The following is a 26,009-nucleotide window of genomic DNA, read 5'->3' on the forward strand; positions in this document are numbered from 1 at the left end:
AGATAAATTATTTTTTTTATAAACTGCTCAAAATAAATATAGCACGTCTTCACTGGATCAATAGTATTTTGCTTTATATGATTTTAAAAATAACTCCTTTAATTCTTTTTTAAATAAGCTGCATATTCCCTTATACTATTTAAAGAATAACTCAGTTTCTTCTTTCTGCGTTAATTCTTCTAACATAATTTTACCATAAGTTAATTTTAAACATAAGTACACAAAGACACACAGTAGGTATATGAAGCTCAATTTGGAAAAGAGGAATCTGTTTTGAATCTTTTAACCGCAGCGTACATACTATAGTCAAGTACAACTAAGCCAATTTTTCAAATTCAACGAGTATACTTATCCAGCACGTCAGACATGATTTTACGAGCTATTGGGGCGGCGGCTTTACTACCGCCTCCTCCATGGTCAACAAAAACAGTAACGGAATAAAGAGGATCGTGATAAGGAGCGAAGCCCAAGAACAAAGCATGATTACGCCTCTCCCAGGCAATAGAGTCACGGCTTAAATCGTCTTTAGCATTTAGTTTGCCTTGTACTTGGGAAGTACCGGTTTTACCAGCAAGCTGCCTATTTTTACCTAAAATTCTATTATAATACGCCGTACCTCCCGCAACATTCACAGTATTATATAAACTTTCTTGTATTATTTTGATATTTTCAGGCTTAATATTAACATTATAAAATTCCGAATCATTTTTTAATATTCTAGGCGTATATAGTTTACCGTTACTTGCAATAGCCGTAATAAATCTTGCAAGCTGAATCGGCGTTACTCCTAAAAATCCTTGCCCGATTGCCAAATTAAAGCTATCACCTATTGACCAAGGAATCTGTAATTTTTTCTTTTTCCATTCTTTTGACGGTACAAATCCACTACTTTCAGGAGCTAAATCAATACCGGTCTTTGAGCCGAGGCCAAATTCTCTTGCAACTTCAAGAATTTTATCCGGACCTACTATTCTTGCGAGTGCATACATATAAATATTACAAGAATGCTTTAAAGCAGACATCATATCTACCGTCCCATGCCCGCTATGATTCCAACATCTAAAGCTATTAGTACCAAGAGCAGAGCTACCGTCGCAAAAAACGGTTTTATTAGGATTAATGCCTACTTCAAGGGCTGCAAGTACGGTAATTATTTTAAAAACCGAACCTGGGGGATACGAGCTTTGTATTACCTTATTAATTAAAGGCTTATAAGGATTGCTAATTAAACTTTGCCAATAATTTTCCGATAATTTATTGAAATTATTTGATTCAAAACCCGGTGTGGAAGCACAAATTAGTATGTTTCCGCTTCTAGTATCCATAACTATTGCCGAAGAGCCTTTAGGATTTAAATATTGCTGGATATTTTGCTGAAGAGAAGCATCGATATTTAAATACATATCTTTACCAGCTTTAGTAGGGGTTCCTGCTATTTCTCTTACCTGCTTACCGTAAGCGTTTACTTCAACTTTTTTATAACCGAATTCTCCTCGTAATTTACTATCGTAATATTTTTCGATACCGTATTTACCAATATTAAAATCGCTTAAGCTATGTATATTTAACTCTTGCTTCTCTTGTTCATTTATTTGACCTAGATAACCGATTAAATGAGAAGTAGTGCTTGAAAAAGGATAAAATCTTAAATATCCTATATCAATGAATATTGAAGCTAGTTTATGCTTTTGTTCTTCAACCATTGATACTTGCTGCCAATCGAGCTGATCAAGTATTATTACAGGAGTGTGGCGACTAGATTTTTTAATTTTTTGCTTAATATAATTATATTTTTCCGGAGATAAATTTAGAATATTACTAACTATTGCTAATTCATCCAGATAATTATTATTAATGCTCCTATCTATTACTAACTGATAACATGGTTTATTAGTAGCTAAGATACTGCCGTCTACATCATAAATTCTTCCTCTGGTCGGCGGAAGTACAACAAAATTAATACGATTCTTATCTGATAAAGTCTTATATTCTTCACTTTTAATAAGCTGCAAATAAAACATTCTTATTCCAAGCAGTGATAAAAATCCGAGTTTACCTAACCCGATTATAAAGGCCCTTCGTGAAATTAACTCACCATGTAGTATTTTTTTATTTAGCATACTTTTTAAAGTAATTCATAGGAGAATCAAGTATAAGACGCATTATATTGTAAGAAAATATAGTTGTTAAAAATTGAAAGCAAATTATTAAATATCCGTCTGCTTCTAGCTTCTTGATCGTTATTAATAAATATTTAAAATTCAATATAAATAAACAATAAACACAAAAAACAACAAAATTTATCCAATAGTTTTTAGCTATAAAAAATTTTACAAAGAGTTTATATATTATATATGCCGATAAAAAAACTAACGAATTTGTACCGATAGGCATACCGCTTACTTGATCTATCAATAGACCGAGGAAAAATATGCTAAAAATATTTAAGGAATATAAAGACATGAAATAATAAATAAACATAATTTCCATTGCCGGACAAATTCTGCTTTGGCTATTTATTTTATAACTCACTAACGGAAATAATATTATAAAAAAACATAGAAAAGCAAACAGCAATTTTAATATTACTTGTAAGCTATTTTTATATATGTCCTGTTTTATCTTTAACATGAATAGTTTGTTGTTATGTATTTTGTACTGTGTTATACTATAATTAGTTATCATTCCGCGACCTGATCGCGGAATCCATATAAACAACATTTTATATGGTCATTTTAACTGGGTCTCGTGGTCAAGCAACGGTATGACGCTAGTATATGAAATATAAATTAATTTTCTATTTTGTATAGTTTTAAAAAATGAATATAAACTCTACAATAACTCACTATAATTAGGGTTAGGTCTTTTATCATCACCGCTCCGCTCTCATTCTTCTTGTTCATCGGAATTTAAGAAGAAAAACGGTTGTAACGTTATTTCTTTTTAATAGGACATTAAAATACTTAAGACGCCTGATAGTGATTAGGTAATATTTTCAACTCTCTTCCTCACTTTGTTCTATCGGCTCTAAACCATATAAAGATATCATACGCTCAAACACTCTACCGGCAGTAGGGGCAGCCGTCCAGCTTGCCGTTGCAAAGCCAAAACTTTCTTTAGTCGGTTTCGGCTCATCAAATCTAATAAAAATAATATATTGCGGGTTAGATGCGGGCAGCACACCTAAAAATGATGAAGCTCTACTATTTTTTAGATATTTCTTTTTCCCCCCTGAACCTTGTGAAAGTTTTTCTGCTGTACCGGTCTTACCGCCGATAAGATACCCTTTGACCTCTGCTCTTTTACCATTACCTTCTTTTACTACCGACCTAAATAATTTCTTCATTTGGGTAGAGGTATTTTCACTAAAAACTTTTGTACCTATTACTTTTGCATCCTTTCTTTTTAATAAAGTAATATCATATAAAGTACCGCCGTTAACGACCGGTAACATTGCTCTAACAAAATGCAAAGGACTAATTGAAATGCCGTAGCCGTACGACATAGTAACACTAGTTAACTCATTCCATCTTTTCTCGGAAGGAAATAACGGAGTACCTCGTTCAGGTAATTCTATTTGTAACTGATCTAATAGACCTAATTTCTTAAGGTATTTTTTAAAATTGCTTTTACCGATTTCAAGCATAATTTGACTTGTGCCAATATTTGAAGAATATAGAAAAATCTCAGGCACACTATGCCACCCTTGCCTTGGCGTATAATCCTTAAGCTGGAATCCTCCCACTTTCATATAACTTATATCATAAGCATCATTCATATTTATTGCACCAGTATCAAAACCGACTGCCATAGTTAATGCCTTAAACACCGAACCCATTTCGTAAATGCCAAGACTTGCTATATTAAACAACTCTTCCGGTTTTGCTAAACTCGGATGATGCGGATCGAAATCAGGCTTATTTACTAATGCTAAAATCTCGCCATTATTTGGATCTGCAATAATTCCTACTGCTCCTATGGCCTTAAATTGCTTTAAAGTTTTATCAATCTCTTCACTTAAAATACTTTGTAATCTAATATCAATAGATAATTGCAGCGGTTCTTTCCTATTCTTTGGTTCGTTTAATTCATAATCGGAATTAGTTAAATATTTATCATAAGCGAGTTCTAAGCCACTAAGCCCTACCAAATCTCTACCTACATAACCGACAACATGCGACAATAAATTAGAAAAAGTATAAATGCGTTTCTGCTCTTCTTCAAATTCAAAACCAGGTAACCCAAGGCTAGTTATTTTTTCCTGCTGACTAGGTAATAAATCCCTTTTTACCCATATAAAGCTTTTATTTGATTTTAGTTCAGAAAGTAATTTAGCTTTATTAATATCAGGTAGAATTTCTGCTAGTTTTTTTACGGAAGTTTCAGGATCGAGAACTATTTGTGGATTAGCAAATAATGAGGCAGAAGGTAGGTTAACTGCTAATAAATTACCATTTCGATCAACTATTTCTTTTCTAAATTGATGATTTTTTTTAAAGGAATTAATATTTTTATCGTAAACACTCGTAGCAACGATTATCAATCTGTAAGATAAAGTACAAAAAAGAAAAGAAAAGCCACAAATAACCATTAATAATCGGATTTTTGTATTTTTACTACAAACGTTCCAAATTATCAGACTTTTAATTGCAGGTTTCCATTTTCCTAAAATTTGTTTCATATATTATTTATAATGACGTTTATAAACAATCCTACTACGACACGAAGATCAACTGCAAAAGAGCAATGAGCCCATAAGACAATGAGCGGAGTGTATACTTAATACGTGAGCACCGCAGCACTTATAGATGACGCAGCCAATTTTCGAAGTTCATCGAGCATCCTTCACTCTACTCGAAACAGTCTTTATATACTTATTATTCGTAATTCTTTTGTAACGCCATTTACTACTCTTTGAAATACTAATATTATGATTAAATTTAATATTTTGATCGATATTTGGTCCTAACGGATCTTTTATCATTTGATAAGATTTAACTGTTTCTAATTTTAAATAAGCTGCTGCAAGTTTTTCCAATCTAGCTGGCAAAAGTAGATAAGCTTGTTCTGCTTTCAAAATATGAATATTATTATTCTCACTATTTATCTGTTTTACAACGCTACTTAATTGATAATCAAGAGTTGAGACTCTATCCTTTATGCTAAACAAACTACATATTACTATAACTGTTATCAATAATGTTAAATAGTGCAACTTTCTTATAGTCATAACTAAATTACTCTCGTATTTCCTATAATACTTTAGACAATCTTTTAAAAGCATTCGATATCATGCCTAGGTAAAAGCAGCATTGCCTGAGTTGTTCAAAAACCTACTCGATTTCATTCAGGCTTCGGCTGGAATCCAAAGCTTTAGGGTGTCATCCAGTGGCTTAACCATGGGAGCTAAAAATAATAAATTAGATACCGCGATCAAGTCGCGGTATGACAAAGTACTTGATTCCCGCCGACGCCGGAATGACATCAATCAAGCCATGCAACAATGACATAGGCTATAGTATCTTTTTTGCGGTTCTAAGCTTTGCTGATCTCGCTCTAATATTAAGCCTTATCTCTTTATCTGAGGGTGCTAGAGCTTTGTTAGTAATAATCCTAAGCCATTTATTTGGATCAATTATTATATCATCTTTAGCATATTTTGACCTTGCTACCGGCTTTTCCGAATTTTCTTTAAAGAAATTCTTGATTATCATGTCTTCTAAAGAGTGAAAAGATACCACAACTAAACGTCCGTCTTTCTTTAATATATTTTTTACATTCATTAAAAACCGCTCTAACTCCCCAAGCTCATCGTTTATATAAATCCTAATAGCTTGAAAGGTTTTAGTTGCAGGATCAATTTTGCCTTTTCTGAATCCTATACTGCTCCTGACAATCTCAGCGAGCTTGCCCGTACTATCAATTCTTGCCGTTTTTCTATATTCTACGATGCTCTTAGCTATTCTGCGTGAAAAGCTCTCATTACCATACTTATAAATTATATCGGCGATTTCTTTTTCCTCTAACGTATTTACAAATTCCTCGGCACTAAACCCTTGCCCGCTCATACGCATATCTAGTGGTCCATCATGCAAAAACGAAAATCCTCTATCTGCTACATCTAACTGCATTGATGAGACACCTAAATCCAGCACTATCCCGTCAAATTGTTTTTCCTTAAGCTTTGCAAAACTATCCGCAAAATTCGTTGCTATAAAATCGAATCTCTCAACGTAATTTTGTTTAATTTCTTCAGCTTTTTTAATCACGTTTGGATCACGATCCAAAGCTACAACATAACAGTCACAGCTTTCTAATATTGCTTTGCTATATCCTCCTGCTCCAAATGTACAATCCAAATAAAACTCACCGCCTTTTGGATCTAAAACCTTCAATACTTCGCTTAGCATTACAGGTATGTGGGTCTGTAACATCAATTCGCATTCCGTAGAGTGAACCGCTGTTCATGAGCAATTTTTTGAGCAGATTTTAAATGTTTCTCAAAATTCTGCGGCTGCCAAATCTCAAAAATCACCCCTTTACCTACAAAGCATGCCTGCTCTTCGATCCCTGCATGCTTCATTAAAGATTGCGGCAATATTACTCTTCCATCCCCATCAAACGAAAGCTGGACAGCTTCCCCGAATATCATAGTCTCAAAGGCATCACGCTCCTCGGAATAAGGATCAAGCGTCTCAATCATTTGCTTTAATTTCTCGATATGCGAAATACCACACGCCTCTATACAATTATTCCTAATCGACGGATAAGCAATCACGCCGTTAAATAGTTCTTTCCCTAGTACCGCACGGTAATTCGCCGGCACTGATACCCTACTCTTTTTATCAACACCATTTACATACTTAGATAAAAATACATTCATTGGTATAATTTGGGTTAATGTGGGATTTTATGGTAATCTATAGGATATTATAGGAATATCAAGGAGTCAAGCGTTTTTAACAGACAGAAGTTAAATTATTAACTTCTGTCTTTATTGCCATTGCGAACCGACATTGTTGTGTTGGTTGGTGCTTCCGTCTGAGCCACCGAAAAATTGAAAATTATGACAAAGTAATCTCAGGCAAGATTAATTTTTATTGTGTTTTATTTGAAATAATTATTGATTAGTATTAATAATTATCTTACTTTTTACATAAATAAGGGTTAATTATGCTACAACTTAAAATAGGTATTTTTAAAACAATAAAAACTAAAATTCAATCAAACGCTAATTATCCACTCAAGAAAAAACTACTAAAAAAATTTTAAACCCCATGGTAAAATATATAAATATGATCCCAACCAAGATGTTTGGACACCGGATACTGAACTTCTTGGAACAGATTATGACACATAATTATAAATCTAGCATTCTTAACTAAATATATATATTGTGAACAAATGCTAAGTTTGAGCTTTGAAATCTAATTTATGTTTAATTTACCTATTGATAATATTACCGTATTCATATACCTAATATCTATTCTACTTATTGGTATATATTACCGAGCTAAACATAGTAGTTTTAAGAACTATGCAAATGTTGACAGTAAAGCGCAAAATAGTAAGCTGTTACTAATAGCTACAATATTTGCAAGCTCTGTCGGAGGTGCTACCACTTTCGGCATTATGGAAAAGGTTTTTTTAGGACAAGAATATTATGCTTATGTTTTGATGCTTACAATACCTATGGATATATTAATTGCAATCTATATAGTGCCTTTAATTGCCAAACATTACGGAGCTGAAAGTATCGGCGATATCCTAAGTACATATTACGGTAATATCGGTCGTTTTATCGGAGGTGTTAGTTCGGTTATCGTTTCAGTAGGGTTTTTGGCTGCTCAAATAAGCGTCAGCGGCTATATTTTTCAATATATCTTAGAAATAAATTATGTAAATGGAGTAATTTTAAGTTATAGTATGGTACTTATATATACTACAATTGGCGGCTTACAGTCTATTGTTTTTACTAATTTATTACAATTTTTGGCGATGATAATCGCTATACCGACTATAACTTTTATAAGTTTAAATAAAATCGGTTTTGTAGCTTTGATTAATAACCTACCTACGGAAAATGCAAATTTTAATCAGAGCAACCTACTTTCTTATACGATTGCAGCAGCTTTAAGCTTTAGCGTTATGAATCTATATCCTACATTTATCCAAAGAGCTTTAATTAATAAAAATCCTACACAAACAACTAAAGCAATATATGCAAAATCTGCTATATATTTTTTCTTCTTGATTTGCATTACTTTAAACGGTTTAATTGCTTATAAGCTTTATCCAAACCAACCGTCAAATTTAGTATTACCTTATTTAATCAACCAAATTATTCCGCCTTTAATTCAAGGGGTAGTAATGAGCGGACTCTTAGCTTCCGTTATGTCTACTGCCGATTCTGATTTAAACGTTACTTCTATAGCTCTCGTTAAGGACATAATTAACCCTATACTTAAAGTAAAAAATCAGCAAAAATTATTATTAATTGCCCGAATTATTAATGTTATAATAGGAAGTTTTGCGATCATTGTAGCTTTAAAATTTAGTAATGTAATTGATTTAGTAGTGTTCTTTACCGGTTTCTGGGGACCAGTAATATTAGTACCGTTAATAACAACGCTTTTCGGTATCAGAACATCTAAAACTATAATAGTCTTATCATCACTTGGCGGAGCAGCTACTTTCTTAATATGGGAATATTATGCTTTATCGTTACAGTATTTTAACCTTAGAGGGGTGTTTATAGGAACGATGGTGAGTCTGATAATATTTATTTTAGGACGTGGCATTATGGCTCTATGTCATGGACGCAAAAGCGAGAATCCAATTTAGTATGTCTAGACTTTTCAGTGCATGGATTCCCACTTTTGCGTGCATGACATCAAGTATACTTCTGATCATATTCAAAGTTAGGTAAATCCTTATGCTGCCAACTCGATATCATGAGTTATAAAATTAGTTTTTTCTATGTGCAACTGATGTTTAAACTAGTTATTGTTATTACGTACATAATATGGTACCATCAATGGTAAAACTTTTTTAGGGATAATATTGTGGCTATTTACACAAGTTCGCAAGCACGAGCTAAATTATTTACTCTTATTTATGAAACCAATAAAACTCATGAACCTATTTATATAAAGGGAAAACGTAATAATGCGGTAATCATATCAGAACAAGACTACGAAGGATTACAAGAAACTTTATATTTGTACTCTAAACCAAGCTGAGTAAAAAGAATTCTTGAAGCTAGTAAAAAATCGTTAGAAGAATGTATTGGCCATGAAGAAGCATGGAAATGATATATACTATACTGTACCCAAAGAAAGCAATTGAAGATATACAAAATTTAAAAGCACCTAAATTAGCCGATAAAGCAGAAAATTTATGTAAATCCTTAACAATAAATTCAATACCATTAAATAGTAAAAAACTGTATCGTAATTTAGTTGGTAAACGTTCTATAAGAATTAGTTTACAACATAGACTGGTTTATGAAATATTAGAGGATAAAAAATTATAAAAATACTTAGCATGTGGGGACATTATGAGTAATGATGCCTCATCTCTTATGCAACGTTCTAAAAATCATCGCGGCAAGTGACTTGTTAATACCGTTTACTTTAGTAAGCTCATCTATTGTGGCATCACATACTGCTTTATAAGAACCGAAATAGTGCAGCAATGCTTTTTTACGAGTTTCACCTACGCCCTCTATGTTATCAAGGCTTGATATTTTTATAGCACGTGATCTACCGAGTCTATGATTCTTTATAGCGAAATTATGTGCCTCATCCCGCAAGATTTGTAAATATTTCATAATCGGCAAGTTTGTATCCAGCGTAAATACTTCTTTACCTGTCATATGAAATTGCTCAATGCCGGCATTTCTATCTACTCCTTTTGACATACAAACAAAAGGAATATGCATTGCAAATTTATCCATTACCTCTTTAACAATACCTAAATGCCCTTTGCCACCGTCTATAATCATCAAGCTCGGCAATTTATGCGGCTCATTCTTAAGTCTAGTTAATCTGCGTATTAAAACTTGCCTGAGCATTTCATAATCGTCACCTACAGCATAATTATGCGTACTGCTGGTGTCATCCTCCCGTGACCTGACAACGGGATCCATAGGGTTTGTTAATGTACTGGATCCCGCGATCAAGTTGCGGGGTGAAAATGGATAGGCGTGAGATGATAATGAAGCGTCGCAGGACGATAATGAGAAAACCCGATATTCCTTTTTATCAAAACCGGCTTTACCAACAACTACCACAACGCCGACGGCAAACTTACCTTGAATATGGCTATTATCATAAATCTCAATTCTTTCAGGAATTTCATGAAGACCAAATAGCGCTTTGATTTCAAGCATAATCTCTTGATTTTTTACAAATTTCTTCAAATATTGCTCTAGAGAGAATAAAGCCTTTATTGCTGCATTCTGAACTAGCTTGGCTTTACCTCCACTAATAGGTATTATAATATTGAGTTTAGTAATATTATTGATTTTCTTAATCGCCTCTATCATATTCTCTTTATCATTAATTTCATGATTAATGATAATTTCCGCAGGCACTTGTTGTTTTTGATAAAATTGTAATAAAAAATATTCTAATACTTCTTCTTTGGTACTATTTTCAGTAGAAGTAGGAAAATAAGGAATATTACCGCATGCTTGCCATGCCCTATATAAAAAAACTTCTACGCAATAATGTCCATTCTTTTCTACAACAACGATTATATCTGCATCTTTAACAATATCTGAAACACATGACTTAAGCTGCACATAACTAAGTGCCTTAATACGGTCTCTAATTTCTGCCGCCTCTTCAAAACGCATCTGACTACTTAGCTCTTCCATCTTTTTAGATAGGTTCTCTTGGAGTGCTTTGGTACGACCTTGTAAGAAATCTTTCACCTGAGCTACTAAGTCCCTATAGTCCTCCTTATTTATTTTACCGACGCAAGGAGCATAACAACGTTTTATTTCATATTGCATACAAGGACGAGTACGTGAATTAAAGTAATTATCTGTGCAGGAACGTAATTTAAAGATTTTTTGCAATTCCGTTAAAGTAGTGTTAACTTCCGTGGCGGAAGCAAAAGGACCAAAACATTTTCCATCATTTAGAGTTTTACCGCGATACTTTAGCAATTGTGGGAAATCATGATCTAAACGTAACTTAATGAAAGGAAAAGATTTGTCATCCTTAAGAAGAATATTAAATTTCGGCTGAAATTTTTTGATTAGCTGGGCTTCTAAAAGTAGTGCCTCAACTTCGGAATTAGTAATGCTGTACTCTAAAAAACAAGTATTTGCAATCATCCGAAGCGTCTTATTATCTAAATCGCTTTTAATGTAATGAGTAAGACGTTTCTTTAAATTTTTAGCTTTACCGACATAGATAACCTGTTTGTTAACGTCAAACATTCGATAAACCCCGCAACGTTCAGGAGCATCTATAAGTTTAGATTTAATTAACTCACTTCTGGTAATTTCTAGAGTCATGTATATTGTGCATTTGTCATACCGTGGTTTGACCACAGGATCTTATATCACAGGCTTTATTCTGAGATACCGCTACAAGCCCCGTGGTATGACCTTTAATGCCCTGTTTTATTATAAGGATTGTCATTTGCTACTTTAACATCCACTATTTTTCGTGTATTGTCATCAAAGAAAAAAGTGATTTTAAACTCATCTCCTACATTTAAATCTACTTTTGGGTCATAAAGCATAATATGCATACCCCCAGGCTTAAAATCAATGTTAATATTACCAGCAATTAAAAATGGATAATCGACTTTTACCATTTTACTAACACCTTGATCATTAATTGTTTGATGAATTTCTATTTCACTTATCTTATCTGAAGATATATTCACTAAATTATAACTCTTACTTCTACTATTTATTAATGTAAAATACATAGCAGAATTGCTAACTTTACCTTGCACATTTGTTGTAGGTCTTGCCCAAGGCTGTGCAAAGTGAACGGCTGCTTCTGCAGGTAGTAGATCACCCGACTGATCAGAAGAAGAATTTGTAGAATTAGTATTTTGAGCTGCTTGGTTATCAGCATAGCTTACTGCACAAATTAAAGTTATAAAACTAACTAATAAAGTTTTTAGCATAATAGTACCTATAATAAATTAAAATAGGATACTAGCATAAGTTATTTTTTTTGCAAAATATTCTTACGCACCTCTGCATAAAATTGCTCTATTGCATAACGAACTGCGGTTCTTGGTATTTGTGATATATAACGATCCAAAAAATCTATTAACTGTTTTTTATCTTTTTTCCTGCTTCACGTAGCATCCAACCTATTGCTTTATTCATTAAATCATGTTTATCGTTTAAGAGTAATTTATTTTCAAAAGTTGTATCTAATTGATTATTTTTGATAAAATACCAAGTAGCAACCATAGCTATTCGTCTCTCCCACAGAATTTCCGACTTTGTGAATGTAAACATTATACCATCAATAAGCTCCTACAACGTGATGAGCTGATTCACCCACTAAATTCCAATTATTTACGTATTTTATAAGTAATAAGTCTGCTTAAATCCTACACATCTAAATTATAATAACTTTTATCTATTTTACGTAAAGTCGGCACGGTAACACCAATAAACCTATCATGCTCGACATACTCTCCTTCCTGAGTGTTAAAAAACAGCGTTCTACGTTCCACAGGAATAATAGCATTCTCAAGTCAAATATTTCAAACTTGTTGTAAATTTTCTTTCATGTTCAATAAGCCATTTTTGACGATCTAGCCCTGAGCCATATCCGCCAAGCTCGCCGTTATTATTGATGCTGCGGTGACAAGGAATAATTATAGCAAATTTATTTGCTCCGTTAGCATTTACAACGGTTCTATAAGCTCTTTCCATACATATTAATTTAACTTGAGTAAAGTAACTTCGTGTTTCATCGTAAGGTACATTCATTAGCTCTTGCCGTACTAATGTTTGAAATGCGCTTCCTAAAAGATAGATAGGAGTATTAAATTTAAGTACAATTTTAACTCCTCTTCAATTGATAGAATAGGTTTAGTACGATCTGCAGTAATAGCTGATTTTACGTTAATTTTAAGTCTTTTAATTTTATGCTCTTAATTCTTTATTTTCAACAAAATCGATCCAATAAAGATTCTCTTCATCACTAATTGACAACATTAAACCAAGAGGCGTGTCAAGCCAAGCTGATTTTAAACTCATTTTTTACCCTAAATATGATTTCTTAGTATTACACTTCAGCTATTGATTTTGTGATTTAACAATCTTAATATTTCTTTAACCAACAATTTATAGGTTATAGGTAATTAAAACGGATAGCATAGTAACTATAACTCAATTTAGCAAACACTCATCTATAGATCCACAAAATGCTGGCACTATAGCTATACATGAAGAAAAAGACGGCGGTGTAATAGACCAGATAAAACCGGTAAAATTACTACCGAAGAATTTCGTATAGATTCGTATAGCAATGAATGAATTAATTGAAGAAGCAGGCGATACACCTATTACAAATCTTGAAACATTTGATAAATGCTGGAATACTATGTGCATAGTAGAACCTGAAAAACTAGTAGAGCTATATAATTTACAACAGACGCATGCATTTCATATCCATATTGTAGGCGGTACAAACGAATTACAGCATAATTATATTCAGCAAGAAATACAAAAAGACTCGATTAAACCTGATATTTCTTATACACTTTCATATGAACTCGGTACATTAGATAAGAAAAAATTAGAACATTATACAGAAAATGCTTAATTATGAGCCGATATGGCACACTGCTAATCAAAATGATGATGACCAAAACGCTTTAGACATATCAGGAAAATATTACGATAATACGACTACAGATATTATATAAATATTGATGCCTCTAAAATTCTACAATAGCGAATTATGCAATAATTCGCTATTTGTTTGATTTATGTGTTTATCTTTTATCAACTATATAAAATATAGCTTATGACAAAATACAATAGTTATTTCCTATAACTTTTTCTAGAGATCCAATATTCTCATCTTTTTCTAAAAGTTCGTCGTAATATCCTGTTTCTATAGAATATGGCTTAAGGCAACTTAGAATATGTAATATTATTTCAGTAGATAAGTGCGCAATATGTACTTCACCTTTTATAAGTTCAGTCTCATATTTTATTACTTTACATACCCCTGCTACAGCTAAAGGATTTTCCTTAACAAAATTACTTAAGGTTGATAATAGAAAGAAAATATCTGTTACATCTTCGTACTCTCTTAAATAATCTATTAGTAACTGCTTGTCAGCAATTTGATAAAATTTTAAAGCTACTAAATTTTTAATATTTAAATTTATATTTTTAGCCTCAAGAGAAAAACCGTTAATTAAAAATAAAGATAATTTTTACTAATTCTCTGTTTAAGCAAATAATTTCCTCTACTTCTTCCGGTTCTTCTGTGCGTATATCCCATAACTATCGGTTTAGTATAAGAGTAGTAAGAGAATAATTAGTTTGTAGAGCTTCTATGAAAAAATTTATCCATTCAGGGCTAACGATTCTTCTTGCAAGTCTAAGATACGTTAAAGTATTATTTGTTTCTAATGCTTCTGCAAGAAATTCTGCTCCTTTATCACATATAGCCCACTCATCGCCCCAATGACAATCGCTACCTAGGTCAAGATATATAAGAGATTTATTTACCTTTAACACTTCAGCTATTGCTTTAGCTCCTATCACACCTACTTTGCTATGGTAAACACTAAGATACTTTAATGTATCATTAAATGCTAAAGCTTTACCAATCGGTTCAATTGCTCTAGGATGTAAATAATGATTGCTGCTTAAATCAAATGAAATAAGCTTAGAGTTTTGTTGTAAAAATTCTGCAATGAATTTTAATCCATCACTTTGTATAAAAGCACTCTCTAGAATAAGGCAAGTAAGCGTAGAACTAATTTTGCTACCAAAAGTTAATATATTAAGAATATATTTTTGCTAAATTTCAAAAAACTCTAAAAACCTTATAGGAACTGGTGGAGATAAAGGGAATCGAACCCTTGACCCTCTGCGTGCAAAGCAGATGCTCTACCCCTGAGCTACATCCCCGATTATATAGAAGATATATTGTTTATAAGTAATTAAGATAAGTTTTTAACTAATCCCCAAGGTAATGGTTGACCGCTACTTCCTACGACTAAATCCCCGGAAGATTCATATTCAGCCGCTAGAAAGGAATTGCGATCAGCAATAAGCTTTACAGGTTTAATTTTCTGACCGTTATGAAAATACTCTTTAGCCTGTTCCCTAGAAGTTGGGTTGTTTTTGGAAGCGGTTTTTGCTTTAGCTTTAGACATACACTATTAACTTTTTCTTAAACTCGTGAAGAATATACAACTTTTTCCTACACCTGTCAATAACTACCGTCTCGTAATATCTCAGAAAATTATTATTCTGCCATTATTATTCACCTTCACCGACTAACTATACTTTAAATTCTGCTATTTCTGATATCGTTTTTCCGTCATATATACTAAACACTACTCATCTAAATTCTAATGTTGCATTAATTGATAATAACAGTTTACGTATTTCATCATCCGTAATATTTTCAGAAGTATATCGAACGTTTTTAGCAACCGCATGTAAAGGTGTTACTCTGGATTTGCTTTGATAAACTGCAGAGCATTGCTCAAGTAATAGTTTTTCTGCATTCAAGTACTTACCGCTTACAGCTTCATATAAAGGTGGTCCTAGCAAAGCTCGCTCGTAACCGTTTACTGCAGTTCCTTTTGCTATTAGATATTCTGCCACTTCATAATGTCCATAACGTGCAACCGTATTTAAAGGAGTGTCCTTTTTACTATGCATATTAACATTTGCTTTTCTTTCTTCAACTAACCATGCAGCAACTTTTACTGCATTATTTGAAGATTCTGAAAATAATGCAGTAGTAGATATTGTTCGTAATTTATTTAAACCTTTTATTACATATGCTCTATCAAGAGAGATAGCTTCTTTTAAAACAGCTTCATAACCAAATTGTGCTACATAAGATGTTGTATCTTTTACTATACTATTTGACTTTAGCAATACAGTTCAATTGAGGCTTAATAGTGCTTTTATCATATTCTATTTATTTATAATTTTGTATAAAGAAATTACTCGTTAACTAAATTTATCTAACTTTAAATATCCGGATGCGTATTGCTGTAGAACGCTAGCAACAAGAGTTTGATAAGGTATTCCTTCTTGTGCTGCCACTCTTTTTTATATGCTGCAAATCATGTAACGACAATCTAATATTAATTCTTTCTGATTTTTAAAAAAATTAGCAGCTGCAATTTTAGCTATCTCCTTTTGCTTATTTAGCTCTTCTTCAGGTAGTTTTACAAGTTCACCTTTTTCAAAATAATCTAATATTTCTTGCTCTTCCTCTGTTATTTATATTGCTTAATAGTTTTTACATTTAACTTTAAATTTATTAGTACTTAAATGTGATTTTAAAAGAATTACTGACCTCTCGGTGTCATGGCTCGCGTGGTGCGGTTTTCCGTCATTGCGAGAAGCATGACGCATTAATTCGACGAAGCAATCCCTACGGTCGTTCGCAATGACGATGAAACCGACCCATGACGGGTTTAGCTAGGAATGACATTGAACGCTTTGCTTGAGCTATGCAACAAGACTAATCAAGCCACGTGGTGACACAGTGGATTTTACCGCCTTTTCATCTACTCATGTGCACCATGACAGTATTTGTATTTCTTACCTGAACTGCATGGGCATAGCTCATTACGAGATACCCTACCCCAACTAGTAGGATCATCAGGGTTTCTATCTTTTGGGTCAATGCGTGATACGACAGGTTTAAGGTGAGTCTCAAGGCTACTTCCTGCATTATATTTACTAAATGCTGGATCTTCACGACTCTCACGCATATTGTTCTGAAGTTTTTTACGCTCAAGCGAAACATCTTCTTTTTGAACATGTTTTAAGTCGATATGGAAGTGATACACTGCTTGAATAAATAATTCTTTTAAATTATTAAGCATCTGCTCGAATAAGTTAAATGCTTCTCTTTTATACTCACTAAGAGGGTCTTTTTGAGCATAAGCTCGAAGAGATATGCCCTGTCTTAAATGATCTAAGCTATATAAATGATCTTTCCAAACTTGATCGAGAGTAGTGAGTAAAATATATTTCACGGCATTATGCATTAACTCGCTACTATATGCTTCTTCTTTTGACTTATATACATCATGAGCCATTTGTATAACAATCTTTGTGATTTCTTCTTCCGTTACATCACTTTTACTTACTAAATTATGATCAAATTTTATAGCAAAGACACGATGTAATTCTACGCTTAAATTTTCTATATCCCAATCTTCTCTATAAGAGCCTACAGGCATAAAAGCTAATACTATCTTTTTAGCGAGTTCCTCAGTAGTACTATTTAAGAAACCATAACTATCTTTAGATTTAATAATTTCAGTACGTTGCTCGTATATTATTTTACGTTGGTCATTCATTACATCATCAAAACGTAATAAATTTTTACGCATCTCGTAGTTATATCCTTCCACTTTTTGCTGCGCTTTCTCAAGTGAACGACTAATCATCGGATGCTGGATAGCCTCTCCGTCTTTCAATCCAAGTGTTCTAAGGACTCCTGATATACGATCTGATGCAAAAATACGCATTAAATCATCATCAAGCGATAGGAAAAACTTAGTTTTTCCTGGATCACCCTGTCTACCCGATCTTCCTCTTAGCTGGTTATCTATCCTACGGCTTTCATGCCTTTCCGTACCTATCACAAATAACCCACCCGCTTCAATAACCTGCTTTTTTTCTTCGGCAATTTGAGCTTTTATTTCATCTATTTTAGCTGCATAATTATGATCTTTATCCAGATGCTCTATTAGCATTTCAGGATTACCGCCAAGCATAATATCAGTGCCTCGTCCTGCCATATTGGTTGCAATCGTTACAGCTTTAAACCTACCGGCTTGAGCAATAATACATGCTTCCTGCTCATGGAACTTAGCATTTAATACTTTATGAGGGATTTTTTCTGCATTTAAAACGCTTGAAAGTTCTTCTGACTTTTCTATGCTTATCGTACCGACAAGTATAGGCTGACCACGATCGTAACAATCCTTAATCAGCTTTAAGATAGCATCATATTTTTCTTTTTTACTGCCGTAAATTTCATCATCAAGGTCAAGCCTTGTAACTTTATTATGAGTTGGGACTGCAACCACATCGAGATTATATATATCTTTTAATTCCGGTGCTTCAGTCATAGCCGTACCTGTCATACCAGATAATTTAGGATAATTACGAAAATAATTTTGGAAAGTAACGGAGGCTAAAGTTTGATTCTCATTTTGAATTTTCACATTTTCTTTTGCTTCTAATGCTTGATGTAAGCCTTCCGAATATCTACGTCCTTCCATTACACGACCGGTAAATTCGTCTATAATCATTACTTTACCTTCACGCACCAAATAATCTACATCAACAGTAAACATATTATGAGCTCTTAAGGCTTGGTTAACGTAATGTACTAAAGTTAAATTCTCAAAATCATATAAACCAGTATCAGGTTTTATAATACCCTCTTTACTTAAAAGCGATTCTATATGCGTAATGCCTGTTTCCGTTAGGTTAATAGTTTTTAATTTTTCGTCTTTTTCAAAATCATTTATATTAAGCAGACGTACAATTTTATCAATTTTACCGTATAATTCTGAATTATCATTAACCGGACCTGAAATAACAAGCGGCGTTCTTGCTTCATCTATCAAAATCGAATCAACCTCATCAATGATAGCAAAATTAAAAGGACGAAGTACCCGCTCCTGCAAGCTATACTTCATATTATCTCTCAGATAATCGAAACCGAGTTCATTATTTGTTGCATGAGTAATATCGGCATTATAGGCGGCTCTTTTTGCTTCATCTGGCATACCGGCAACAATACATCCAACTGATAAACCTAAAAAATTGTAAATTTTACCCATGGCAGCAGAATCACGTCTTGCCAAATAATCATTCACGGTTACAACATGTACGCCTTTTCCGGTTAAAGCATTTAAGTAAGCAGGAAGCGTTGCAACTAAGGTCTTACCCTCGCCGGTACGCATTTCGGTAATCATGCCTCGATGTAATATAAGCCCCCCTATAAGCTGAACATCAAAATGCCGCATACCGCAAACTCTTCTAGCCGCTTCCCTAACTACCGCAAACGCCTCATATACTATATCGTCTAAAGTAGCTCCGTTTTTAAGCTTTTCTTTAAACTCTACAGTTTTATTCTTTAACTCCTCATCTGATAATTTTTGTATAGCATGCTCAAGCGAGTTAATTTTTGTAATTTCAGAAAATAGTTTTTTTACAGTACGATCATTTGCAGTACCGAAAAGTTTTTTTAAAATCGAAAGCATTAAGGTCCTAAAATAATATTTTGTATTTAAAATTTATAATACTGAATCGATTTCATTCCTGCAAATAAAGAGGTATCCAGTACTATGTTGTTTTAAAATATATGCGATTTTTGTTAATAGTGCTATATAAATTTGCTGCATAATTTTTTAAATCATTATTAATAAATAAAATATTCGCAAATAGCTGTTGACGGTTATATATTATTTTTATAGAATTTGAGCTTATGTTTAACACAATTATGAGTCATAAATGAAAAAATTATCTGTTATATTTTTATCAGTTAGCATGCTTTCCGGTATTGTTTTTGCCGATCAAGACAAAGTAGTTGCTACCTATAAAGGCGGTGAAGTAAAAGAATCGCAAATTATGAAAGAATTTAAGCCTCAGCTTAATCTTCAATCAGGTGAAACAATCAAAAATTTTGATGATTTTCCACCGCAAGATCAGGAAAAATTAATAAAAATTTATGTTAATAATCTTTTGTTAAAAGCAGAAGTTGCTAAGTCAAATATTACTTCATCTAAAGAATTCCAAGAAAAACTTGAAAATGCAAAAAATCAATTAGCTCAGCAAGAATTACTAGCAAATTACATAAAATCTAATATTACAGATAAAATGTTTGATGACGAATATAATAAATATGTCGGTAACCTTAAAGGTAAAGAGCAAATAAAAGTTGCTCATATTTTAGTTAAATCTCAAAAAGAAGCTAATGATATCAAGACCAAATTAAGCAAAGGCGGAAATTTCACTAAGCTTGCAGAAGAATTATCTCTTGATAAAGCTTCAGCTTCAAACGGCGGAGTTATAGGTTACATTATATTAAATCAACCTGGACAGTTAGTACCGGAATTTGAGAATAAAGCTTTTGCTTTAAAAGTAAATGAAGTTTCAATTCCTGTAAAAACCACTTTCGGTTGGCATATTATCAAAGTGCTTGAGAAAAAACCTGTGCCTATTCCAACAAAAGAAGAAGCAAAAGTAACTATTGATAATATATTAGCCGCAGAAGTACTCAAGAAATATATTTCTGATTTAGAATCTAAAGCCGATTTAAAAATCATGTTACCTAAAGCAGATAGCAAAGCCGGATCGTAATTTATTGAATATCATTTCTAGCTAAAAGAAGCATTGTCTGTATGGCTTGTCGATGTCATTCCCGCAAAGGCTGGAATCCAAAAAAATAACTTTAATTTATATTTAATAAAATCAATCTATAAAAATAAGTTTTTTATAGATTTTACTGGATTCCAGCCTTTGCGGGAATGACATCGGGTAGATTTTTTGAACCACATGCAACACAACGGTCTATGCCTACTCTCAATAACAGATCGGTCCTACCCAAGAATTACACCTAACAACTACTCTCAACTATGGCAAACGCCACGCATACAGGATAATCATCAGAAAGAGAAAGGTGAATATTAAAAGAAGAGTATTTTTTTGTATAGCTTGCACTAACTTCTACTATAGGTTTGCCTAAATCATCATTGAGTATAGTAATGTCTTTAAAGTTTATGCCTTGACCGATACCAATGCCAAAAGCTTTACTAACAGCTTCTTTAGCAGCAAAACGTTTTGCTAAAAAAGTAGCATGACTTGTTTTATTTAATAAAGCAAACTGTCTTAATTCTTTTGAGGCTAGAATTCTTTTAGCAAAAAGTTCTGGATATAAATGCAATATTTTTTCGATTCTAAGAATTTGTACTATATCAGTACCGACACCGATAAGCATTTACTTATCGGGGTCATAATCTTCGCCATTCTCATCAATAAAGATTTGATCATCTAAATCAGAATAATCTTCCGTTATACAAACTTCAGATAAGTACTCAAATTCTTCTTTTATATCCTCTGATTCATCTTGATTAACAAGCGGCTCTATCATAGTTTTTGTACGCAGACTATTTATTAAGTCTTGCTCTAACTGTTCTACCGATACTTTTCCGGCCGCAATTCTACGTAATGCGATAACAGGAGGCTTATCACGTTTTTCTTTTTTGATTTGATTAGTTTCTACTTTATAATTTAATAATTTAGCATATCTTGTTGCTAGTACAACAAGACGAAACCTATCCGGTATAATTTTATTACAATCTTCTGCTGTAATTCTTGCCATAATTTTCTCCGTTAAAAATAGTATACTACAAATAAATAGGAAATGAGTATACAAAGATCAACTTCAAAAAGAGTAAGGAGTTCACAAGGCGAGGAACGCAACATATAGTTAATACGTGAGTACCGCATCTCTGAACGAATTAGCCAATTTTTGAAGTTCATCGAGTATGTTATACCCTTTTTATATCCGCACCACAATTACTTAATTTTTTTTCTAAATCTTGAAAGCCACGATCCAAGTGATATATTCTGTGTAATACGGTTTTGCTATTAGTACTGAGCCCTGCGAGTATTAGCGATACCGAAGCTCTAAGGTCGCTTGCCATAACTTCTGCTCCTTTTAACATTTCTACACCCCGAACGACCGCCTTATTACCTCGTACCACTATATCTGCTCCCATTCTACATAATTCAGGGACATGCATGAAACGATTTTCAAAAATATTCTCGGTAATCATTGAAACACCGCTACTCAGCGTCATAAGGCTCATAAATTGTGCTTGCAAATCAGTAGCAAAGCCAGGATAGGGATTAGTTTCTAAATCAACTGAATTTAACGTCCCTTCATAAGTTACTTGAACTCCGTTATTGATCGGCGCAACTTTTATACCGGTTTCAATAAGTTTTAAAGCTATATTTTCTATAATATGGTAATCAATCCCACAAATTTTTACATCACCTTTAGTAATAGCTGCCGCAAACATATAAGTACCTGCTTCAATACGATCAGAAAGTACTTTATAGCTCATTTTATTTAAAGAATCTTTACCTTTTATCGTTATTTCACTAGTACCGACGCCTGCAATATCGGCTCCCATTTTGATAAGGCAATTACATAAATCAACTATCTCCGGCTCCAGGGCGCAATTAAAAAGCACAGTCTCCCCCTCTGCTAAAACAGCTGCAAGTATTGCATTAATCGTAGCACCGACGGAAACTTTATCAAAAACAAAATGAGTACCTTTTAAGCGTCCTTTACTTGAAGCGTTAATATAACCGTCTTCTATTTCAATCGTAGCTCCCATAGCTTTTAATACGGCAATATGCAAATCTACTTGTCTTGCTCCAATAGCACAACCACCCGGGAGCGACACTTTTGCTTTACCGTATTTAGTAAGCAAAGGACCGAGCACCCAAATAGATGCTCTCATTTTACGAACTATTTCATAATCTGCAGTAAAGTTATTTATATTACCGGTATTAATTATAAGCTCAAATTCATCCGTGTGTTCTATTATTTCGATACATGCCCCGTGACTGCGGAGCAAATCTTTCATAGTACTAACATCCGTTAATTTTGGAACATTAGTAATATGCAGTTTATCGGTAAGAATAGACGCTGCCATAATAGGTAACACGGCATTTTTAGCACCACTAATATTAATATTACCTTTAAGAGGTTTACCGCCATGAATAATTAATTTTTGCATAAGTTTTGGTTATGTCATGCTTACCGTTCTTAATGTCATTCATTCCAGCGCAGGCGGGAATCAAGAAAAAACCTTAATATTTAAAAATTACATATTTGAAAAAATAAACATATAAAAAACTTGTTTTTATATGTTTTACTGGATTCCCGCTTCCGCGGGAATGACATTAACAAGCCACGGGATGAACCCGATTATCTTAAAAAGATACAGAGTCATCTCAATCACTTCAGACAAGATGAATTTTAAGGGATAGCCCACGCACAGCATACAAAAAGTACGTGAGCACATGCTATACCCGCAAAATTCGCTTGTATCAAGTGATTGTGAGATGACTCTGTATTATACATCCAAATTCATGACATTCAACGCATTCTCTTGGATAAATAATCTACGCGGTTCAACAACATCACCCATTAAAGTAGAGAAAATGCCCTCCGCTTCATCGACCTCCGCAACTCTTACCTGAAGCAAAGTTCTTTTTGCAGGATCAAGAGTAGTTTCCCATAATTGGTCGGAATTCATCTCACCAAGACCCTTAAAACGCTGAATGTTTATCCCTTTTTTCCCACATTCTATAATGGTATTTAATAACTGGCTTGCTGTTAAAATACCACATTCCTGACTTTTTACTATAAGCTTTAATTTCTTACTGAATATATCAAAAATCGTTAAAGCAAGCTTTGATATTTGTATAAACTCAAAGGATTCCAACTGCTCTTTCAACAATATTTTACTTTCTTTTAAACCCATACTAAAACGAAAGAACTCTATTTTATTTTCATGTTTTAAAATTTCCCAATTAGTTTTATCAGGTGACTCTTCTAAGCTATTTAACACATCTAAAGCTTTTTCGAGTCTTAAGTCACTTTCAGCTTCAAATATTTTATTATTAAGTAAGTCATTAATCGCAAGAATTTCAGTAATTGAGCGATTAAATTTTTTGCTAGCGTGCTCAAGCAAGCCGTTAAACTTAACTACTTTATTAATTAGCTCTTCTAAATTATCACCTACTAACTGCTCTTTACCGTCTAGAGTTAAGGTTGCATCATTGATAGTTGATTTTATCAAATAATCCTGCAAAGCTTGCTCATTCTTCAAATAAAGCTCAGCTGCACCCTTTTTTACCTTATAAAGCGGTGGCTGTGCTATATATAGATAACCTTTATTTATTAGCTCAGGCATATGACGATAGAAAAACGTGAGCAATAAAGTTCTAATGTGCGAGCCGTCAACATCAGCATCGGTCATAATAATAACTTTATGGTATCTAAGCTTTTCTAAGGAAAATTCTCGCTCAACACTAATCCCAAGAGCTGTAATTAACGTACCAATTTGGTCCGAACCGAGCATTTTATCAAATCTTGCACGCTCAACATTCAAAATTTTACCACGCAAAGGCAATATAGCCTGAATTTTGCTATCCCTACCCTGTTTTGCAGTACCGCCCGCAGAGTCTCCCTCAACAATAAACAATTCTGAAATTGCCGGATCTTTTGCATGGCAATCGGCAAGCTTACCGGGTAAGTTCGAGACTTCTAAGGCTGATTTTCTTCGAGTTAGCTCCCTCGCTTTTCTAGCAGCTTCACGAGCATTAGCTGCTTCCATAATCTTAGCTATAATTGCCTTTGATTCCGCCGGATGCTCTTCAAACCACTCAAGAACCTTTGTATAAACGGCATTTTCAACAACCGGTCGCACTTCGGAACTTACTAGCTTATCTTTCGTTTGAGAGGAAAATTTAGGATCAGGAACTTTAACGGAAAGTACACAACATAAGCCTTCTCTAGTATCCTCACCGCTAAAGTCATTTTTAAATTTTTTATTAAGACCCGTAGTATCAAGGTACGAGGTAATAACACGTGTTATTGCTGATTTGAAAGCACTAAGATGAGTTCCGCCGTCACGCTGCCTAATATTGTTAGTGAAACACATGATATTCTCATGATAAGAATCGTTCCAGTGCATCGCAAGCTCAAGGCTTATACCGGAGTCAGCATTCTCTGTATTAACTACTATACATGGATGAATGGCGTGTTTAGCTCTATCTATATATTTTACATAAGCTTCTATACCGCCCATATAATAAAACTCTACTTCTTTAACTTCTTCAAAGCGATTATCGACGAATAAAATCTTTACGCCTGAATTTAAAAAAGCAAGCTCACGAAGACGATGTTCTATAGTACCGAAATCAAATTCTATATTAGTAAATGTTTCTGCAGACGGAAAAAAAGTAACTTCCGTACCTTTTTTATCAATATTTTCTTTGACAACCGCAATCGGAGCTGCTGTTATACCATTATTAAATCTAATCAAATATTCCTTATTATTACGCCAAATACGTAATTCAAGCCACTCTGAAAGAGCATTCACAACCGATACTCCGACACCGTGCAGCCCGCCTGAAACCTTGTAAGAGTTCTGATCAAACTTACCGCCGGCGTGAAGTTGCGTCATAATCACTTCAGCTGCAGATGTTCCTTCTTCTTCATGAATTTCAACGGGGATACCTCGCCCGTTATCAGATACAGTTACCGAACCATTTTTATTCAATGTTACTCTTACTAGATCACAATAACCGGCAAGCGACTCGTCTATAGCGTTGTCGACTACTTCATAAATCATATGATGTAGACCGGACCCATCTCCAACGTCCCCGATATACATTCCCGGTCTTTTTCTTACGGCTTCCAGACCTTTTAAAACCTTTATAGAATCAGCGCCGTATGATGACTCGTTAAATTTTTCTTCAATTTCCGACATAATCCGACACAATATTTATTTGTTGCTAGAAACAATAAAGATAACTATAACGTAACTTATTAGAAGAGTAAAGTTTCTTGATTTAAAAAGTTTACGTCATTGCGAGGAGCGAAGCAATACGGCAATCCAGTAGCAGCTATGCATTTTTAACTGGATTGCTTCGTCAATTGCTATGAAATTTCCTCGCAATGATGATATGACAATACCAA

At 33.6% G+C, this 26,009-nt stretch carries 21 protein-coding genes, 1 tRNA gene and 2 pseudogenes; 5 read left to right on the forward strand and 19 right to left on the reverse strand.

Going from position 1 to position 26,009, the window contains the following annotated elements; translation table 11 throughout:
• Window positions 1-335 precede the first annotated feature (335 nt).
• The 6 genes from mrdA to mraZ all read right to left on the reverse strand — a co-directional run bounded on the left by mrdA (window position 336) and on the right by mraZ (window position 6,883).
• Window positions 336-2,120: a penicillin-binding protein 2 gene (mrdA, locus tag A1C_RS03915; RefSeq protein ID WP_012149779.1), complete on the reverse strand. Its 1,785-nt coding sequence runs from the start codon at window positions 2,118-2,120 to the stop codon at window positions 336-338.
• A complete protein-coding gene (locus A1C_RS03920) occupies window positions 2,110-2,631 on the reverse strand; it encodes a hypothetical protein (protein ID WP_012149780.1) in 522 nt (173 codons plus the stop codon). Before A1C_RS03920 ends, mrdA begins: the two co-directional genes overlap by 11 nt.
• Window positions 2,632-2,995: 364 nt before the next feature.
• Window positions 2,996-4,681, reverse strand: coding sequence for a peptidoglycan D,D-transpeptidase FtsI family protein (locus A1C_RS03925; RefSeq protein WP_012149781.1), 1,686 nt, complete (start codon window positions 4,679-4,681; stop codon window positions 2,996-2,998).
• A 150-nt stretch (window positions 4,682-4,831) separates the two neighbouring features.
• On the reverse strand, window positions 4,832-5,230 hold the full coding sequence (gene ftsL / locus A1C_RS03930; protein ID WP_012149782.1) for a cell division protein FtsL: 399 nt from the start codon (window positions 5,228-5,230) through the stop codon (window positions 4,832-4,834).
• A 283-nt stretch (window positions 5,231-5,513) separates the two neighbouring features.
• A complete protein-coding gene (rsmH, locus tag A1C_RS03935; RefSeq protein WP_012149783.1) occupies window positions 5,514-6,434 on the reverse strand; it encodes a 16S rRNA (cytosine(1402)-N(4))-methyltransferase RsmH in 921 nt (306 codons plus the stop codon).
• Window positions 6,434-6,883 carry a division/cell wall cluster transcriptional repressor MraZ gene (mraZ, locus tag A1C_RS03940; protein WP_012149784.1) on the reverse strand — a complete coding sequence of 150 codons (450 nt, stop codon included), beginning with the start codon at window positions 6,881-6,883 and terminating at the stop codon, window positions 6,434-6,436. Before mraZ ends, rsmH begins: the two co-directional genes overlap by 1 nt.
• A 551-nt stretch (window positions 6,884-7,434) precedes the next feature.
• Between mraZ and A1C_RS03945 the strand changes: the two genes are divergently transcribed.
• The 3 genes from A1C_RS03945 (at window position 7,435) to A1C_RS08680 (ending at window position 9,535) form a co-directional block, all read left to right on the forward strand.
• Window positions 7,435-8,844: a sodium:solute symporter family protein gene (locus tag A1C_RS03945; RefSeq protein WP_012149785.1), complete on the forward strand. Its 1,410-nt coding sequence runs from the start codon at window positions 7,435-7,437 to the stop codon at window positions 8,842-8,844.
• Between the two features lie 221 nt (window positions 8,845-9,065).
• Window positions 9,066-9,242 carry a type II toxin-antitoxin system Phd/YefM family antitoxin gene (locus A1C_RS03950; protein WP_012149786.1) on the forward strand — a complete coding sequence of 59 codons (177 nt, stop codon included), beginning with the start codon at window positions 9,066-9,068 and terminating at the stop codon, window positions 9,240-9,242.
• A gap of 68 nt (window positions 9,243-9,310) precedes the next feature.
• Window positions 9,311-9,535, forward strand: a complete 225-nt coding sequence (locus A1C_RS08680) for a type II toxin-antitoxin system RelE/ParE family toxin (RefSeq protein WP_232279084.1) — start codon at window positions 9,311-9,313, stop codon at window positions 9,533-9,535.
• Between the two features lie 39 nt (window positions 9,536-9,574).
• Here the strand turns inward: A1C_RS08680 and uvrC are convergent, their stop codons facing one another.
• The 4 genes and pseudogenes from uvrC to A1C_RS03975 form a co-directional block, all read right to left on the reverse strand.
• The gene (uvrC, locus tag A1C_RS03960; RefSeq protein ID WP_012149788.1) at window positions 9,575-11,530 is read right to left on the reverse strand and encodes an excinuclease ABC subunit UvrC; all 1,956 of its coding nucleotides are present in this window, start codon (window positions 11,528-11,530) and stop codon (window positions 9,575-9,577) included.
• 95 nt (window positions 11,531-11,625) lie between these two features.
• The gene (locus A1C_RS03965; protein ID WP_012149789.1) at window positions 11,626-12,156 is read right to left on the reverse strand and encodes a copper chaperone PCu(A)C; all 531 of its coding nucleotides are present in this window, start codon (window positions 12,154-12,156) and stop codon (window positions 11,626-11,628) included.
• A 41-nt stretch (window positions 12,157-12,197) separates the two neighbouring features.
• Window positions 12,198-12,572 (reverse strand): annotated as a pseudogene (locus tag A1C_RS09285) (DNA alkylation repair protein); the annotation flags it as partial.
• Between the two features lie 164 nt (window positions 12,573-12,736).
• Window positions 12,737-13,249, reverse strand: a pseudogene (locus A1C_RS03975) (methylated-DNA--[protein]-cysteine S-methyltransferase).
• A gap of 271 nt (window positions 13,250-13,520) precedes the next feature.
• Between A1C_RS03975 and A1C_RS08690 the strand changes: the two are divergent.
• Complete coding sequence (locus A1C_RS08690) at window positions 13,521-13,817, forward strand: hypothetical protein (RefSeq protein WP_012149791.1); 297 nt, start codon at window positions 13,521-13,523, stop codon at window positions 13,815-13,817.
• A gap of 692 nt (window positions 13,818-14,509) precedes the next feature.
• Here A1C_RS08690 and A1C_RS03985 read toward each other — a convergent pair.
• From A1C_RS03985 to secA, 5 genes are all read right to left on the reverse strand, one after another.
• Window positions 14,510-14,773, reverse strand: coding sequence for a hypothetical protein (locus A1C_RS03985; protein ID WP_012149793.1), 264 nt, complete (start codon window positions 14,771-14,773; stop codon window positions 14,510-14,512).
• 294 nt (window positions 14,774-15,067) lie between these two features.
• Window positions 15,068-15,142: transfer RNA gene (locus A1C_RS03990), tRNA-Ala, on the reverse strand.
• A 32-nt stretch (window positions 15,143-15,174) separates the two neighbouring features.
• Window positions 15,175-15,390: a hypothetical protein gene (locus A1C_RS03995; protein ID WP_012149794.1), complete on the reverse strand. Its 216-nt coding sequence runs from the start codon at window positions 15,388-15,390 to the stop codon at window positions 15,175-15,177.
• A gap of 187 nt (window positions 15,391-15,577) precedes the next feature.
• Window positions 15,578-16,126, reverse strand: coding sequence for an ankyrin repeat domain-containing protein (locus A1C_RS08695; protein WP_012149795.1), 549 nt, complete (start codon window positions 16,124-16,126; stop codon window positions 15,578-15,580).
• Window positions 16,127-16,767: 641 nt separating this feature from the next.
• Entirely contained in the window at window positions 16,768-19,488 is a 2,721-nt protein-coding gene (gene secA / locus A1C_RS04010; RefSeq protein WP_012149797.1) for a preprotein translocase subunit SecA, read from the reverse strand.
• A gap of 250 nt (window positions 19,489-19,738) precedes the next feature.
• On the opposite strand from secA, the gene A1C_RS04015 reads away from it, so the two are divergent.
• A complete protein-coding gene (locus tag A1C_RS04015) occupies window positions 19,739-20,587 on the forward strand; it encodes a foldase protein PrsA (protein ID WP_012149798.1) in 849 nt (282 codons plus the stop codon).
• A gap of 256 nt (window positions 20,588-20,843) precedes the next feature.
• Here the strand turns inward: A1C_RS04015 and acpS are convergent, their stop codons facing one another.
• From acpS to gyrB, 4 genes are all read right to left on the reverse strand, one after another.
• Complete coding sequence (acpS, locus tag A1C_RS04020; RefSeq protein WP_012149799.1) at window positions 20,844-21,224, reverse strand: holo-ACP synthase; 381 nt, start codon at window positions 21,222-21,224, stop codon at window positions 20,844-20,846.
• Window positions 21,225-21,608 carry a DNA-directed RNA polymerase subunit omega gene (rpoZ, locus tag A1C_RS04025; RefSeq protein ID WP_012149800.1) on the reverse strand — a complete coding sequence of 128 codons (384 nt, stop codon included), beginning with the start codon at window positions 21,606-21,608 and terminating at the stop codon, window positions 21,225-21,227.
• 169 nt (window positions 21,609-21,777) lie between these two features.
• A complete protein-coding gene (murA, locus tag A1C_RS04030; protein WP_012149801.1) occupies window positions 21,778-23,037 on the reverse strand; it encodes a UDP-N-acetylglucosamine 1-carboxyvinyltransferase in 1,260 nt (419 codons plus the stop codon).
• A gap of 339 nt (window positions 23,038-23,376) precedes the next feature.
• Window positions 23,377-25,800 carry a DNA topoisomerase (ATP-hydrolyzing) subunit B gene (gyrB, locus tag A1C_RS04035; protein WP_012149802.1) on the reverse strand — a complete coding sequence of 808 codons (2,424 nt, stop codon included), beginning with the start codon at window positions 25,798-25,800 and terminating at the stop codon, window positions 23,377-23,379.
• Window positions 25,801-26,009 lie beyond the last annotated feature (209 nt).

Origin of the sequence: Rickettsia akari str. Hartford, assembly GCF_000018205.1 — a bacterium.
GTDB lineage: Bacteria > Pseudomonadota > Alphaproteobacteria > Rickettsiales > Rickettsiaceae > Rickettsia > Rickettsia akari.

Coding starts and splice junctions, on each gene's coding strand:
- mrdA (WP_012149779.1), bottom strand. CDS start 2,120: ATGCTAAATAAAAAAATACTACATGGTGAGTTAATTTCACGAAGGGCC.
- A1C_RS03920 (WP_012149780.1), bottom strand. CDS start 2,631: ATGTTAAAGATAAAACAGGACATATATAAAAATAGCTTACAAGTAATA.
- A1C_RS03925 (WP_012149781.1), bottom strand. CDS start 4,681: ATGAAACAAATTTTAGGAAAATGGAAACCTGCAATTAAAAGTCTGATA.
- ftsL (WP_012149782.1), bottom strand. CDS start 5,230: ATGACTATAAGAAAGTTGCACTATTTAACATTATTGATAACAGTTATA.
- rsmH (WP_012149783.1), bottom strand. CDS start 6,434: ATGTTACAGACCCACATACCTGTAATGCTAAGCGAAGTATTGAAGGTT.
- mraZ (WP_012149784.1), bottom strand. CDS start 6,883: ATGAATGTATTTTTATCTAAGTATGTAAATGGTGTTGATAAAAAGAGT.
- A1C_RS03945 (WP_012149785.1), top strand. CDS start 7,435: ATGTTTAATTTACCTATTGATAATATTACCGTATTCATATACCTAATA.
- A1C_RS08680 (WP_232279084.1), top strand. CDS start 9,311: ATGATATATACTATACTGTACCCAAAGAAAGCAATTGAAGATATACAA.
- uvrC (WP_012149788.1), bottom strand. CDS start 11,530: ATGACTCTAGAAATTACCAGAAGTGAGTTAATTAAATCTAAACTTATA.
- A1C_RS03965 (WP_012149789.1), bottom strand. CDS start 12,156: ATGCTAAAAACTTTATTAGTTAGTTTTATAACTTTAATTTGTGCAGTA.
- A1C_RS08690 (WP_012149791.1), top strand. CDS start 13,521: ATGAATGAATTAATTGAAGAAGCAGGCGATACACCTATTACAAATCTT.
- A1C_RS03995 (WP_012149794.1), bottom strand. CDS start 15,390: ATGTCTAAAGCTAAAGCAAAAACCGCTTCCAAAAACAACCCAACTTCT.
- secA (WP_012149797.1), bottom strand. CDS start 19,488: ATGCTTTCGATTTTAAAAAAACTTTTCGGTACTGCAAATGATCGTACT.
- A1C_RS04015 (WP_012149798.1), top strand. CDS start 19,739: ATGAAAAAATTATCTGTTATATTTTTATCAGTTAGCATGCTTTCCGGT.
- acpS (WP_012149799.1), bottom strand. CDS start 21,224: ATGCTTATCGGTGTCGGTACTGATATAGTACAAATTCTTAGAATCGAA.
- rpoZ (WP_012149800.1), bottom strand. CDS start 21,608: ATGGCAAGAATTACAGCAGAAGATTGTAATAAAATTATACCGGATAGG.
- murA (WP_012149801.1), bottom strand. CDS start 23,037: ATGCAAAAATTAATTATTCATGGCGGTAAACCTCTTAAAGGTAATATT.
- gyrB (WP_012149802.1), bottom strand. CDS start 25,800: ATGTCGGAAATTGAAGAAAAATTTAACGAGTCATCATACGGCGCTGAT.